General features: G+C 34.9%; 13 protein-coding genes. 5 read left to right on the top strand and 8 right to left on the bottom strand.

Going from position 1 to position 15,419, the window contains the following annotated elements; all coding sequences use genetic code 11:
• The first annotated feature begins 6 nt into the window (after window positions 1–6).
• Together FJR48_RS11575 and FJR48_RS11570 are read left to right on the top strand one after the other, a co-directional pair.
• Window positions 7–489 (top strand): gluconate 2-dehydrogenase subunit 3 family protein, encoded by a 483-nt coding sequence (locus FJR48_RS11575; protein WP_152308278.1) that lies wholly within the window; start codon window positions 7–9, stop codon window positions 487–489.
• The gene (locus FJR48_RS11570) at window positions 486–2,141 is read left to right on the top strand and encodes a GMC family oxidoreductase (RefSeq protein WP_152308277.1); all 1,656 of its coding nucleotides are present in this window, start codon (window positions 486–488) and stop codon (window positions 2,139–2,141) included. The genes FJR48_RS11575 and FJR48_RS11570 overlap by 4 nt, the downstream gene beginning before the upstream one ends.
• Here FJR48_RS11570 and FJR48_RS11565 read toward each other — a convergent pair.
• The 7 genes from FJR48_RS11565 to gltX all read right to left on the bottom strand — a co-directional run bounded on the left by FJR48_RS11565 (window position 2,138) and on the right by gltX (window position 11,119).
• Window positions 2,138–2,497: a hypothetical protein gene (locus FJR48_RS11565; RefSeq protein WP_152308276.1), complete on the bottom strand. Its 360-nt coding sequence runs from the start codon at window positions 2,495–2,497 to the stop codon at window positions 2,138–2,140. The two genes, FJR48_RS11570 and FJR48_RS11565, sit on opposite strands and share 4 nt — an antisense overlap.
• Window positions 2,487–5,603, bottom strand: a complete 3,117-nt coding sequence (locus FJR48_RS11560; RefSeq protein WP_152308275.1) for an efflux RND transporter permease subunit — start codon at window positions 5,601–5,603, stop codon at window positions 2,487–2,489. Before FJR48_RS11560 ends, FJR48_RS11565 begins: the two co-directional genes overlap by 11 nt.
• A gap of 9 nt (window positions 5,604–5,612) precedes the next feature.
• Window positions 5,613–6,605: an efflux RND transporter periplasmic adaptor subunit gene (locus FJR48_RS11555; RefSeq protein ID WP_152308274.1), complete on the bottom strand. Its 993-nt coding sequence runs from the start codon at window positions 6,603–6,605 to the stop codon at window positions 5,613–5,615.
• Window positions 6,602–7,777, bottom strand: coding sequence for a TolC family protein (locus tag FJR48_RS11550; protein WP_152308273.1), 1,176 nt, complete (start codon window positions 7,775–7,777; stop codon window positions 6,602–6,604). Before FJR48_RS11550 ends, FJR48_RS11555 begins: the two co-directional genes overlap by 4 nt.
• Window positions 7,778–7,971: 194 nt before the next feature.
• The gene (locus FJR48_RS11545; protein ID WP_152308272.1) at window positions 7,972–8,514 is read right to left on the bottom strand and encodes an RBBP9/YdeN family alpha/beta hydrolase; all 543 of its coding nucleotides are present in this window, start codon (window positions 8,512–8,514) and stop codon (window positions 7,972–7,974) included.
• A 7-nt stretch (window positions 8,515–8,521) separates the two neighbouring features.
• Window positions 8,522–9,643, bottom strand: coding sequence for an SO_0444 family Cu/Zn efflux transporter (locus tag FJR48_RS11540; RefSeq protein WP_152308271.1), 1,122 nt, complete (start codon window positions 9,641–9,643; stop codon window positions 8,522–8,524).
• Window positions 9,644–9,721: 78 nt separating this feature from the next.
• Window positions 9,722–11,119 (bottom strand): glutamate--tRNA ligase, encoded by a 1,398-nt coding sequence (gene gltX / locus FJR48_RS11535; RefSeq protein WP_152308270.1) that lies wholly within the window; start codon window positions 11,117–11,119, stop codon window positions 9,722–9,724.
• 189 nt (window positions 11,120–11,308) lie between these two features.
• On the opposite strand from gltX, the gene FJR48_RS11530 reads away from it, so the two are divergent.
• From FJR48_RS11530 to FJR48_RS11520, 3 genes are all read left to right on the top strand, one after another.
• Window positions 11,309–13,864 (top strand): putative bifunctional diguanylate cyclase/phosphodiesterase, encoded by a 2,556-nt coding sequence (locus tag FJR48_RS11530; protein WP_152308269.1) that lies wholly within the window; start codon window positions 11,309–11,311, stop codon window positions 13,862–13,864.
• A gap of 67 nt (window positions 13,865–13,931) precedes the next feature.
• Window positions 13,932–14,768 carry a peptidylprolyl isomerase gene (locus FJR48_RS11525; RefSeq protein ID WP_152308268.1) on the top strand — a complete coding sequence of 279 codons (837 nt, stop codon included), beginning with the start codon at window positions 13,932–13,934 and terminating at the stop codon, window positions 14,766–14,768.
• A gap of 3 nt (window positions 14,769–14,771) precedes the next feature.
• Window positions 14,772–15,212, top strand: coding sequence for a deoxycytidylate deaminase (locus FJR48_RS11520; protein WP_152308267.1), 441 nt, complete (start codon window positions 14,772–14,774; stop codon window positions 15,210–15,212).
• Here the strand turns inward: FJR48_RS11520 and FJR48_RS11515 are convergent.
• Complete coding sequence (locus FJR48_RS11515; RefSeq protein ID WP_152308266.1) at window positions 15,199–15,396, bottom strand: hypothetical protein; 198 nt, start codon at window positions 15,394–15,396, stop codon at window positions 15,199–15,201. The two genes, FJR48_RS11520 and FJR48_RS11515, sit on opposite strands and share 14 nt — an antisense overlap.
• Window positions 15,397–15,419 lie beyond the last annotated feature (23 nt).

Below are 15,419 nucleotides of genomic sequence, written 5' to 3'. Positions count from 1 at the left end.
AAAACTATGATAAGTAGAAGAAAGTTTTTAAGTGCGGGGTTTTTAAGCTCCGTCATATTTATTACAAACGGTTGTGGGCTATTCTCCGCAACTACTCCAAAAGAAACACTTAGCATCTTGCAAAACGATTTGTTTCCCCACAGTAAAAAAATGGGCATCGATGTCAAAAAATATATGCAGATAGTTTTAAAGCACTCAAAAATCAGTGCTACAGATAAAGAGTTTATAAAAAACGGCATCAAATGGCTAAATGAAGAAGCAGTTTTACTTTATGATACTACTTATGTAAAGCTATCGGCGAGTAAAAGACAAAAAGTCTTAAACTCTATATCCAAGACAGCTTGGGGCGAAGATTTTATACATGATAACCTGACTTATATAATGGAAGCTAGTTTTTCAGATCCGATTTACGGTGTAGCAGACGGACAAGGTTGGCAGTGGCTAGAGTTTAAAACAGGACTCCCCCGTCCAAAAGAGATGCTTTTATGATTTATGACGTGTGTATAATCGGTAGCGGTGCAGGTGGTTCGCCTATAGCATATGAGCTCTCAAATGCAGGATTTAAAGTAGTAGTTTTGGAAAAAGGAAAATACTACACGGAGAAAGATTTTTCAAAAGATGAACTAGCCGTATCCAGACGAGATAAATTTACACCGAGTCTAAAAGATGAAAAACATATTATAAACGAGATAGATGCAGATGGAAAAACAAGCCGTTTTGACGGGCACGAATACTCTTGGAGCTTTTGGAACGGTTCGATGGTAGGCGGTTCATCAAACCTGATGAGCGGATATTTTCACCGCTTGAAGCCAAATGACTTTAAACTTAAATCTGTTTACGGTGAGATAGAGGGTGCAAATGTAGTAGATTGGCCAATCTCTTATGATGAACTTGAACCTTTATATGAAAAAGTCGAGCGAGTTGTAGGTGTAAGCGGAAGTATTAAAAAACATAAGTTTTTAGAGCCCAGAAGTACACCACAGTTGCCATACGTAAAGCTGGAAGAAAACTCTGTTACAAAATGGTTTGACAAAGCTTGTGAAGATTTGGGTTATGAGAGTTTTGCAACTCCAAGGGCTGTTTTACCTATGGATGCACTAAAAAGAAACGGGTGTTCATATTCCAATTTTTGCGGTAGTTATGCTTGTGCTACGGGAGCAAAAGGGAGTGCAAGGGCTGCACTTTTGCAAAAGTGTGATGCAAAGATAATTCCAGAGGCTTTTGTATATAAACTCGGTAGTGATAAGACAAGTATAAATGAGGCTTTTTACTTCGACAAAGATAAAAAATCACACACTATAAAAGCAAAAATATTTGTACTTGCAGCACAAGCTATAGAGAGTTCGCGTCTGCTTTTAAACTCTGCTAACAAACACTTTCCTAACGGTTTGGCTAACTCTAACAAACAAGTTGGTAAAAATCTGATTTTTTCAGGTGGCGGGAGCGGAGAGGGTAGATTTGACTTTAAAGACTTAGACAAAAATCAACAAGAAGAGTTGATGCAGACCGGTCTGTTTTTTAACCGCTCTTTGCAAAATGACTATGAGTTTGAAAGTAAAGGTAAAAAGTATAAAGGCGGGACTACAGACTTTTTGTTTGAGCATCAAAACTTGATATCACGCGTTGCAAGAGAGTTTTACGATGAAGAGGGAAATATCATGTGGGGCGATAAGCTTAGAGATAAGATACATAAAGCCTTAACTACTTCAAGAAAACTTAGTTTTGAAGTATTTGTCGATTGGTTGCCTAGTGATAAATGTTTTGTAAGCGTAGATGATAAAGAAAAAGACAAATACGGTGTAAATGTCGGAGTTATAAACCTTTACGGACATCCACATGATTTAAAAGTGGGTGAGCATCTGGCACAAAAAGCCGTAAATATTTTAGAAAAAATGGGTGCACGCGATATAAACTACTCAATATCTTCAAGTCCGCCGCCAAATTTAGTAGCTGGTGGATGCAGATTTGGAGATAACCCTGAAACTTCCGTTTTAGATAAAAACTGCAAAGCACATGAGTTAGATAACCTATATGTAACAGATGCTTCATTTATGCCGACAGGCGGAAGTGTGCCATATACTTGGACCATATATGCAAACTCATTTCGCGTAGCTGAGATAATCAAAAAAGAGTTATCTTAACCACATTTTCCGGGTGCACATTTCATAGCTGAGTCACTTTGCATAGTAGGCTGTGCATTTGTGTCTCCACACTTTGTAGTTAGTTTTTTACCCTCTCTCTCACGTACACAGTTATAAAGCTCTTTTGTAGTTTTTGCAGCTATTACACAACTTTTTCTGCTGTCATCTTCACGCATCTGAGATAAAATATTTTTTTTCTTTTTATCAAGTGCGGAGTTGCCCTCAAACATATTTGCCCCGCATTTCCCGGCCCCGCATTTCATACCTGCAGGTGATTCTTTTTTAGCCTCTTTTTTCTCGCATCCGCCAAACAAAAATAACAAACTAACTAAAACAATAACAAAACTATATCTCATCTTTTAACCTTTTTTTCATATAACTCTCATAAACAATAGGGATAATTATTAAACTTAAAATTGCAGAACTTACTATTCCGCCAATCATCGGTGCGGCGATGCGTTGCATAACTTCACTACCTACACCGTCTATATACATGATCGGTAAAAGCCCTGCCAAAATGGCAAATACGGTCATAAGTTTTGGTCGAACTCTTTGAACCGCACCGTCATATATAGCATCTCTAAGATGCGATTTACTAAAACTGTCGCTAAAGGTATCTCTATACTCTTTTACACTTTGTTCAAGATAAACTATCATAACTATCGCAGTCTCGGCTGCTATTCCAAGCAGGGCTAAAAAGCCGACTATTACGGCTATACTCATGGCATATCCCAGCATATCTATATATATAAGTCCGCCAAGAAGTGCAAAAGGCAAAGTGAAAAACACAAGTACTGTTGCAAAGACTGATCGTAGAGCAAAATAGATTAGTACTAAAATAATAACAAGTACGGCAGGAATAATCCATATAATCTTAGCCATAGCAGATTCAAGATACTCACTTTGACCCGCCCACTCAATATAGTAGCCGTTTTCTAAGTTTACGTCTTTTAAAAGTTCTTTTGCTTTTTGTTTGTACTCGCTTGGTGTTACACCCTCTTTAGGCGTTATAGCTATAAATGTAACAGGAAGGGCTTTCTCGCTTTTAATAACTGACGCACTCTGTCTGTAAGATACATCTGCAAAAGTTTTTATAGGTAAAAAACCAAAGGGTGTTTTTACTTGAATGTTTTTTATAGACTCTAAATCTTTTCTTTGTGCATCTTCAAAACGTATAGTAATCGGGTAGCGTTCGAGATTTTTATATAAGGTTGAGACTTTCATACCGCCAATAGCAATTGATGTGTATTCTAGCAGTTGTTCTTTTGTTATTTCATATCTTGCAAGTTTTGTCTCATCTATATCTATGTCTAAATAATATCCGCTACTTGCTTGGTCGGCAAATACAGACTCACTTAAGTCAAAATCTCTAAGTTTTGACTCTATCAGCTGTGCATATTTTTGCAAGCCTTCTGAACTTTTGCCGTAGAGTTTGATGCCAAGTGGTGTACGAATACCCGAGAGCAGCATATCTATACGACCGCGAATAGGGTATGTCCAAGAGTTTATAAGTCCGGGAACTTGCAGGGCGTTATCCATCTCTGCTTTTAAGCTCTCATATGTAACGCCTTCACGCCACTGGTTTTGTGGTTTTAGAGTTATGATAGTCTCAAGCATCCCAAGTGGAGCGGGATCAGTTGCAGTATCTGCACGTCCCCCTTTTCCAAAAACAGATTCAACCTCCGGAAAACTTTTGATGATTTTATCTGTTTTTTGGGTAAGTGCTTTGGATTGATCTACAGAGATTCCATAAGGTGTTACAGGCATATACATAAAGCTTTGCTCATTTAGCATAGGCATAAATTCCCATTTCATATCTTTATATAATGGATACAGATATGCTAAGGATACTAATACAAAAGCAAAAATCAAATACTTTATTTTAAATCCATATATTAAAATAGGGTTATATATCCAAATAAAAAATCTGTTTATCGGGTTTTTATTCTCACGCGGAAGTTTGCCTTTTATAAAAAATACCATTAAAACAGGTACAAGTGTTATACTTAAAATCGCCCCTGCACTCATGGCAAAAGTTTTTGTAAATGCAAGAGGTGTAAAAAGAAGCCCCTCTTGGGATGTGAGTGTAAATATAGGTAAAAAAGATACGACTATAAGTGCCAGTGCAAAAAATATAGGTCTTCCAACCAGTTTTGAGGAGTCCAAAATTATCTGGATTCTTTCGGAGTTTGTAGGTTTTCTCTCAAATATTTCTTCAAATTTATGGATACTTTTATGTGCATTTTCTATCATAACTATAGATGCATCTACCATCGCACCTATTGCTATTGCGATTCCTCCAAGGCTCATTATATTTGAGCCGATGCCAAAGAGTTTCATAAGTAAAAACGTTATAGCTATGGTTAGCGGCAAAATAATAAGTACAATCAATGATGAGCGAAGATGCAGTAGAAACAGCCCGATTATGAGTACAACTATCAAACTCTCTTCTAAAAGTGTAGATTTTAAAGTATCAATCGCTTTTTCAATTAGAGATGCCCTCTCATAAACCTCTACGATTTCAACCCCGTCAACTTTAAGTTCATTCATCTTGGTTTTGATTCGTTTGATGGCAGAGTAAACATCTTCACCGTAACGAAGCATCACTATTCCGCCTACTACTTCGCCGTCACCGTTTAAATCAGCTATACCGCGTCTTGGAGCGGGAGCGAGTTCAACTCTTGCGATATCTTTTAAAATTATAGGGACACCGGCTTTTTGTGTAACTACCAAGTTGTTGATTTCATCGATTCCCTCAAGGTAACCTTTAGCTTGAATCATCCATTCAAAGCCGTTTTGAATTGAGATGCCTCCGCCCGTATCATTGTTGTTTTTCTTTAATACTTTTGCAACATCAGAGATGCTAAGGTTATATCTGATTAGTTTGTCATTGTTTATGCTAACTTGATAAGTCGGCACAAACCCGCCTATACTTGCAACCTCACTTACACCGTCAACCCCCATCAGGGCATACTTGTAGTAGTAATCTTGTAAAGTTCTAAGCTGTGCCAAATTTAGGCTGTCTGATTTTAGGGCATATTGATAAACCCAGCCTACTCCGCTTGCATCAGGACCTAGATTTACTTCCATAGATGCAGGCAGTTTTGAAGATATGGATGAGAGTTGTTCAAGCACACGGCTTCTTGCCCAGTAAAGGTCGGTGCCGTCTTTAAAAATAATATATATTAAACCGTTCTCATAAGTAGAGTATCCGCGAACCGTATCTATATTCGCTATTGCCAAAAACTGCGAAACAAGCGGATATGTCCCTTGGTCTTCTATTATCTCAGGGGATTGTCCCGCCCAATTTATTTTTACTATAACTTGCGGCGGTGACAGATCAGGCAATGCATCCAGCGGTGTATTTTTAAGAGCCCATATAGATGCAATAGTTAAAAATATTGTACCTATGAGAACTAAAAAAAAGTTTTTAATGCTAAAGTCTATAATTTTTTCAATCATTTTTTAGCCTTAATACAGATTGCTTATTTGAGCATCGCTATCCATCATAAACATAGCATTGTTTACAACTTCATCACCCTCATCTAAACCGCTTATTATCTCGTAAGTGTTTGCATCTATAGCTTTTGCATCTATGACTATAGGTTCATATTCACCTTTAAAATCCCCTGCCAAGAAGACATAGTATTTTGAATTTTTACGGATAACTGCCGTTTTTGGAAGTGTTAGGTAGTTTTGTTCTTTTAGGTGTGATTTCACATCAGCATACATACCGGGAAATATTTCGTTATCGGTATTTTTTATGCGTAAGCGTAGTGTCAAAGTAGCCTCTTGCGGATTTAGATTAGGGTATAACAAAGAGTTAGTAGTCGTATAAGTGTTTGTTAGTGACTTAAAATTTAGTTCAAATTTTTGTGCATCATTTAGCCATAGTCTGTCTTCTTCACTTAGTCTTACTTCTACCCACAACTCATTTAGATTCACTATTTCAAAAAGCTTTTGACCCTCTTTAAAAGATGAACCCTCATTTATGCTTTTTGAAAATATATAACCGCTTTTAGGGGCATATATATTTGTAAATTTAGACGTGCTTTTTGAGAGTTTAAGCTCTTGTATCTCCTTTGCATCTACTCCTAATAATTCAAGTTTTAATTCGGTACTCTTTAGCATAGAGTGGTTTTTTTTATTTTTTGTATATCTGTAAGAGCTTAAGTACTCATCTTTTGCTTTATAAACCTGAGGGGAATAAACCTTTGCTAAAAGGGAGCCTTTTTTTACATACATATATGTTTTGTTTGCATAAAGTTCTTCAACATATCCAGAAAATCTAGGACTTACATCAAAGGTAAGAGCTTCATCTTTTTTTGTATAGCCATAGTTGGTTTTCGTATATGATTTTTTTACACTTTTGACTTTTATGGTTTGAACGTTAAAGAGTTGAGTAACACTCACGTCTTTTGCATATAGTGAAAACGAAAGTAAAAAAATAAGAAATATTTTCATTTTGTAGCCCCCGATAGTTGTAAAATTTTTGCATAATTGATATTGTATAGACTAATTGCATCTATGCGTTTTTGCTCAAGTTTAAGTTTTTTTTGTAGAATCTTTATCTGTTTTAAGAGATTAGTACCCGTTGATGTGGATGCATAACTAATATCTAACATATGTTTTATATGCGCAAGTGCTTCATCATTTATGATTTTGTAATTATCATAAGCATTTTGCATCTGAATATAGTAGCTGTTAAATCTGTTTTGTATATCTATCTGTAAATCTTTTTTTTGAGCTTTTTGAGATAAAAGCAGTTTTTGTTGTTGCTCATGTTTTGATGATTCTACACCGTAGATTGGAAGGGTGATGCCCACTCCAATATTAAAGTAGTTATCAAACTCACTTCTTATAGAGTAGCCCCCATTTAGCACAAAATCCGGATAGATATTTGCATCCGAGAGTTTTACGTTTGCATTTTGTTTTTGAATCTCTTTGGTTTTTAGATTTAAATCGGGATTATTTACCAGCAGATTTTGCAAAGATTCTCTAGTAGGCACTTGGGATATGTTTAGTGATACATCCAAGGTATCAATATCACTCGCACAAAGGTAAGATAGTACGGTAAACATAGAATCTATTTGAGATTTTAGTTCACTCTTTTGTACTTTTAACTCTATGAGTGAGAGTTCCGCTTCCATCATATCTATATGCTGATTGTTATTTACGCTTGTATATGCCTCAAAAAGTTCTATAGATTTTAAAATCAGTTTTTCATTGCTTTGAAGTGTTTTATAAATTGCATTTAGCTCCCAAATTTTGTAAGCTGTTTTTTTGATTTCATAAACCAATGTTGATTTTGCTTTTTCCAAAGATGAAAAAAGTACCCCTTCTTGTGCTTTTGAGAGTTCTTTTTTATTTGTAAGTTTTGCCAGATAGGGTATTTTTTGTTTTATGCTTATGATTGTTTGCGACATAGGCTCGGAAGAATCCAAAGTGTTTGTAGTTACGGATAGTTCTGGATTTGAGAGTGAATCACTTGAGTCTATTAAATAAGAATTTGCATTTATTCTTTCGTTTATAACTTCAAGTGACGGATTTTTTTCTAATGCACTTGTTATTATTTCATCAAGTGTTAAAGCATTAAGCGTATAAAAAAATAAAAAAACAAGTATAAAAATTCGCATATAATCGACCTTTGGTTCGTATTGTACGAATTTTATTTATATTTTGTGCAGTTTATGTGTAAATATTGAATAATCACACTATATCCACACTTTTTATTTTTATAATCTATTTTAAGAAAGAGTTAATACTGCTCTTTCAATATACTTCCCTTAAAATTCAAAGTGTAGCATCGTAGTACTTCCCTTATGCGGTGCTAGATTTTGTATGAAATTTTTACTTCTGAGAGTAGCCACTCCCACTTTCCAAAATTGCTATCTGCATTTATGTGTCCGGCATTTTGGAGCAGTTTCATCTCAATGCCTAGTTCTGCTTGCAGGCGTAAAAGTTCACTCTCATCCATATACGGGTCGTTACTTGAACCAACCAAAATTGCGTCTTGGGCATAAAGTTCTGTTGGAGATTTGCAAGGAAAAAATTCATTTAGTTCTTTTATATGGGTATCCATACTAGGAGGTGCTACCAAAAAAAGTTTTTGGACTTTTTTTAATTTTTGCTCATTTGCCAGATGAAACCATAAAGTATTTGCAACCGAGTGGCATATTACAATATCGGGATTAAAATCATCCATTGCATTTAAAAGCTCTTTGCTCCACGTTGCTTTTGTCGGATTATCGACATCGCTAAATTTGAGAAAATATACGCAGCCGTAATCTTTTGCTATCTCGCCTGCCAGCCAACTCTGCCAGTGGGGGTAGTCACTCCCGCCCCAACCGTGTACTATAAGAACTTTCTTCATATAAAACCTATTTTCTTTTTAAAGCAGATTTTACCATAAAGAACAGAATGAATATCCAAAGTGTAACAGTACTGAAGATATCTATAAAACTTACATCTTCATGGATATGGATAAGCGAAGCCGCATCTATAGATGCTATGTCAAATATATAATCAAGTCCCAATCCAAAAAAGATACTTCCAATTATTATAGTTCCAAGATATATGTATAAACTTTTAGATCCCAGCATCTTTTTGACTACGCCGATTGTAACGGTATTTGTAGCCGGACCTGCAGTTAAAAATACAAAAGCGGCACCTGCACTTACGCCGTTTAACATAAGAGCCGCAGCTATAGGCAAGCTGGCTGTGGCACATACATACATCGGCAGGGCAATAGCTATTGCTATAAGATAGGAAAATATAGCGTACTCGGTTAATAGATTACTTAGATTTTCAGGTATAGATATAGTTATGATAGCACCGATTACCAGACCCCAAAAAAGCGGAGTAGCTATATCTCCAAGCAGAGTTACAAAAGCATATCTCATAGCTTTAACAAATGAAAATTTGGTTTTTTCATCAGTCTTTTGAGAACTACAACATGAACTCTCAGTAGAACTGCAACAACTATCTTCTTGTTTTGGAGAAAAATTCATAGCACTTGAAAATACTTGGGAATTAGCAGGTTTGGTATTTGTATTTACCGCAGAAAAACTCATTGACGGCTTCTCTTGGTCTTTATCGTATATGTTTGTTAGTATTCCCGCAAGAGTGGCTATAACCATTGATGTTACAACCCTGTAAGTAGTAAACACCCAGCCAAACATACCGTATGTTGCCAAGATGGAATCAACTCCGGTTATAGGTGTTGAGATTAAAAAGCTAAGAGTAGCCCCTTTAGATGCACCGCTTTTTTTGATACTTGTAGCTAATGGTATGACACCGCAAGAACAAACCGGTAGGGGTATTCCAAAAAGCGTAGATTTTATAACTGAAGATATGCTTTCTTTTCCAAGATGTTTGGTTACTAAGGTATCCGGTACTAATTCGTGTAAGATACCCGCAAAAACAAGACCGAAAAGTATATACCAAGACATGGCATTGCTAAGATTATATAAAGCGTTAAAAAATTCTAATATAAGTTCCATAATTAAGATTTTACTTTATATATCTTATATATAGTTTTTAAGATATAACTAATTGTTTTTAGTTAGTTTAATAAGTCTCTAGTCATTATTCGTATTTGCCGTTATAGCATTAGCTATACGCAGCATTGTCTCTGTTTTACCTATAACAGACATTACGACATCAAGTCCCGGTCCGCCCATTTTACCAAGCAGTGCTACACGAAGAGGCTGACCGATTTTTCCAAAACCGATTTCCATCTCGTTTACTACTTCTTCCATTAGATGGTGATAATCGGTAGGCATATGAGGATTTTCAGCCTTGGATAGTTTTGCTCCAAAAGTATTTAAAATAGTTATAGCATCACCTTTAAAAGCTTTTTTGGCTGCTTTTTCATCATAATTCTCAGGCGTACTCAAAATCTCTTTAGCCATATCAGCCAAATCTTTTAGGGTTTTTGCACGCTCTTTTAGTGCATCCAGCAGAATCTCTTTTTTGTCGTGTGAGGTAAGTATCAGCTCATAATCCGTTAACATATCGGCTAAATCGGTGTTAGACGTATTTTTAATATAGTGGGAACTCAACCACTCCAATTTTTCGGTGTTATATATAGAAGCCGACTTGTTTATATCTTCCGGATTAAAAAGATGTATCATCTCCTCCATTGAAAATATCTCTTGATCGCCGTGACTCCATCCTAAACGAACTAAAAAATTTAGAAGTGCTTCAGGAGTATAACCCATATTTTTATACTCCATCACATCGGTAGCACCGTCACGTTTTGAGAGTTTTTTACCTTCGGAATTATGAATCATAGGTACATGATAAAACTTAGGTATCTCAAAACCTAATGCATCGTAAACTACTATCTGTTTTGGGGTATTGCTTAAATGGTCGTCTCCGCGGATAACTTCGTTTATTCCCATTAAGGCATCATCAACGGCTACTACGAAGTTATATGTAGGGCTTCCATCAGCTCTGGCAATAACAAAATCGTCAAGTATATCTTCGGCTTGAAAAGATATATCTCCTTTTACGCCGTCACGAACTATAATTTCACCCTTTAGCGGAGCTTTAATACGGATAACAGGCTCAACCCCTTCCGGCGGTACTCCGTCAAAATCTCTATAGCGCCCGTCATATTTTGTACGCTGTTTGTTTGCCATCTGCTCTTCACGTAATGCATCTAGCTCCTCTCGAGACATATAACACTTATATGCTTTATCTTCATCTAAAAGCTGTTTTATATATTTTGCATAGATATCGTCACGTTTACTTTGGTATTCTATCTCGCCGTCGTGTTTTAGTCCAAGCCATTCAAAAGCTTGAAGTATAGCCTGTGTAGCTTCTTCAGAATTTCTTGCTTTATCGGTATCTTCGATGCGAAGTACAAATTTTCCGTTATTTTTTTTAGCCCATAGGTAAGAAAAAAGTGCAGTACGAAGACCGCCTATATGTAGATAACCTGTCGGAGAAGGAGCAAAACGTGTTACAACCATGAAAATGCCTTTGTGAAAATCTACGCAATTTTAAGCTAATATTTGTTAGACGCAGATTAAAGGTATAAAATAAATCTGAGCTTTTGCTATAATTTATTAAAATCTATTTTAAATCAACATTATAGATAAAATATTATTGTATAATCTCGCCAAAGGGGAGTGAAAAATATAACAAAGTAGGAAGTTGATATGTTTAAAAGTTTGAAAAATTTTATTTTTACTACAAACGCTTTATTAATTAGTATTCTTTTTATAGTAGTCTTCATATTCACTACATACCTCCATACTACTTTGGTACAAAAAGAAGCAATTAAACACGCCGACATAGTCTCAAATCAAGTATTTTCATCGATGTATCAGGTTATGAAAAAAGGTTGGGGTAAAAAAGATATAGACGATTTTATAAACTCTCTTGATAAAAATTTTAAAAACAGTAACTTTGATATAACTATACACAGATCATATTTGATAGACGAACTTTTTGGAAAAGCTTTTCAGGAAAAATCCGATAACAGAGTCAGAAATGTTTTCCAAACCGGACAAAAATATACCTTCACTTCTTTTAAACAAATTAGAAACACTATGCCTCTGCTTGCCAAGAAAGATTGTCTGACATGTCATACAAATGCAAAAGAAAACGATGTACTCGGCGTAATAGATATTGAACAGGATTTGATTAATATAATAAACGATACATTTTTAGAGTATATATATTTTCTATTGACAATAATTCCTATATTTATTTTTGCCTCATATATGACTTCCAAATACAGTTCAAATAAAATATTGTTTTCGTTGGATAAATTCAGAGAAAAAGTTGAGAAAATAAACAGAGTTGAAGACTTGAGTCTTATAGATGAAAAACATTGCAGTTCCAAAAGTTTTAAAGAGATAAACTATATTATCAAAGAGGTAAACAATCTCTCGGAAAAACTTAAAAATATTGCCGTGGATAAAGAACTTTTGGAGTTTGAAGTCAAACTTTTAGATAAGTTAATTATAACATCGGATATGATTAAAGATTGGAGAGTCTATATAAAAGAGCTGCTTGTAGATATTAATTTGGTTATGGAGACTACATCTTTGATAACTATTTTTAGAGTTGGAGATGAGCATTATGAGATTGATATTTTTTGGTATGGTGTTCCGGATGATGGCATAAAAAGAAATATAGAGAGTTATATTGCACACTCTATAGAAAACGATGAATCTTTTGATGCAATATCGGATTATGAATTTAAGCATAACATCGCATACAGAGATCATATAGTAAATAATGACGAGTATCAAAACTTTGATCACAGAACAAAAACTTTGTTTTTAGAAAGTCCTAAAATAGGCGGTATAGTCGGAATAAGCGTAAACTCAATAGAGGTATATGATTCGGTAAAAAATATAGTTTTAGATTCTATCCTCACAACTATGGCAAACTTAGTGGGTTCCATTAAAGCTATAGACAAATATACAAACGACTTAGAGTTTTACGCTGCACATGATCCGCTAACGGGTCTTTTTAACCAAAGAATTTTTATGGATATGATGGATAACGAAATTCATAGGGCAGACAGAAACGATTATCCGTTTGCATTGATGGTTATAGACTGCGATAATTTTAAACCTATAAACGACCGTTACGGGCATACTTTTGGAGATAAATTTCTACAGGAATTTTCTAAAGTATTGAGTGAGATGAAAAGAGCTGAAGACATTTTATCTAGATACGGTGGGGATGAATTTACGCTAATCTTACCTAACTGCGATATTGCAGGTGCGAAAAATATAGGAGATAAAATAACTAAAAGAATTGAAGATTTTAGACTTGAGACTCCTGAGGGCGACTTTACTAGTGTTACGGTTTCTATAGGTGTATCTATATATCCGCATCACGCAACAACTACCAAGGAGCTGTTTATTATAGCTGACGGTATGATGTATAAGAGTAAAGAAAACGGTAAAAACTGTATCGAACTACCGACTCAAAGTGACATATCCGATATCATCAAAGAAAAAAATGAAAAAAGTACACTTCTTCTTAAAGCGGTATCAAACAATAAAATCGTTCCGTATTTTCAACCGATTCAATCATCTGCAACGGGTGATATAGAGATAAATGAACTTTTAATGCGTATAGAGATAGACGGAAAAATCATATCTGCAAAAGACTTTATAGAAGTGGCAGAAAATATGAGCCTGATTAACAGAATGGATATTATGGTTATAGAGAATGCTTTTAGAAAAATACAAGATGAAAAATATGAAGGATTATTGTTTATAAACTTGTCTCCTAAGTCCATAATAGTCGGGGATTATATGAGAAATATAATAGATTTGATTTTAAAATACAATATCTCAAAAGATAAAATAGTATTTGAGATTACCGAAAGAGAAACCGTTAAAAACTTTACTATTTTGGAAAAATTTGTTTTAAACCTTAAATCTGAAGGCTTTAAGTTTGCGATTGATGATTTTGGTTCGGGATTCTCGTCTTTTCACTATATTAAAAAATTTCCAATTGATTATTTAAAGATTGACGGTGAATTCTTAATAAACATAAACAAAGATGCCAAAGATAAAGCTTTTGTTCACTCTATAATAACACTTGCAAAAGACTTAGGCGTTAAAACAGTAGCGGAGTATATAGAAAACGAAGAGATTAAAAATACGGCTATAGATATGGGTATAGATTATCTTCAAGGATATCATATAGGAAGACCCAAAAGAGACGTTAAAAATATAATAGAGTAGTGTTTTACCTACTTATTTGTTAAAGCTTGGTAGAATATCGCTCTAAAGATATAAAATTAGGATTTTTATGTACAAGATATTTTTAACGTTATTTTTCTCCGGCGTACTTTTCGCCGAACTCATCGACGGTATAGCCATTACCGTTAAAGGCTCACCGATAACTTTATATGAAATAAAAGAAGAGATGAAACTTACCAATCTTAACGCTTCAAAAGCTGCAGATATTTTGATAAGAAAAAAACTCGAAGAGCTTGAGATTCAAGAGAGGGATATAAAAGTAAGCAGCAGTGAAATTTACGAAGATATTAAAAAAACGGCAAGCCAAAACAATATGAGTATAAGTGAGTTTTATGAAGCGGTCAGAAACTCTAACGGACTTACTTCTACTCAGTTAAAAGAGAAGATAAAACAAAAACTGTTATCACAAAAACTATACTCGTCTATAGCATACTCATCAGTTACCAAACCCTCAGATGCAGAGGTGGAAGAGTATTATGAACTTCATAAAGACGAATTTATTCATCCAAGTGCGTTTGATGTAGTTATATATGCTTCCAAAACTAGAGAGAGGCTAGAGGAAAAAGTTAATAACCCTATGTTTTATTCACCCGACATTCAAACAAACGAACAGCATCTTCCTTACGATAAAATATCTCCGGAACTTGCCTCACTTTTGGAAAGAACACCGCTTAATACTTTTACGCCTATTGTTCCTAACGGACAAGACGGATTTATGAGTTTTTATATCAAACATATAGAGTCAAAACAGCAGTCTTCGGTCGAGAGTGTTAAAAATCAGATTATTTCCAAAATCATGGCAGGAAAACGTGAAAGAGTACTGGCTGAACATTTTGCAAGAGTTAAGTTAAATGCAGATATTCAAAAAATAAGAATGCCGGAATAAAAAATGTTAAATGACAAAAATTTTATAAACATTGCAAAGGAAATATCGAGTGCATCTAAATGCGTGTCAAAAAAAGTAGGTGCGGTTATAGTAAAAGAAGGTCGCATCCTCAGTACCGGTTATAACGGTACACCGGCAGGATATACAAACTGTTCGGAGCATTGGGATAACGAATATACGAGTGAGCATCACGAGTGGTCAAAGACATATGAGATACATGCCGAGATGAATGCTATTATTTGGGCAGCACGAAAAGGTATAAGTATAGAAGACGCTACTATATACGTAACGCTTGAGCCGTGTGCGGACTGTTCAAAAAACATTATTGCAAGTGGAATAAAGCGAATCGTTTATGAAAAAGCATATGAGCACAACCATTCAGAGATTATTTCAAAATTTATAAAAGATAACGGGGTTGTTATAGAAAAAATCACGACTTCTTAGCTAATTTAGCGAAGTCAATCTCCTCTTTTTTATTTTCATCATCACGTTTTTTATCTTCTTCATAGTTACCGCTTGAAAATATATACTCGCTTTTTTTAAGTATGCAACCTTTAGTACCGGGAATACAATCTTTTTTTAAAAGTTTGCAGTATCCACCGTGATCATGCTGGCAAGTCCAACCCATTTTTCCCTCATATTTTATTTATA

This window comes from Sulfurimonas lithotrophica, from assembly GCF_009258225.1.
Classification (GTDB): Bacteria; Campylobacterota; Campylobacteria; order Campylobacterales; family Sulfurimonadaceae; genus Sulfurimonas; species Sulfurimonas lithotrophica.
The sequence above is the reverse complement of the archived record's forward strand: the minus strand, read 5'-3'. Positions and strand labels throughout refer to the sequence as shown.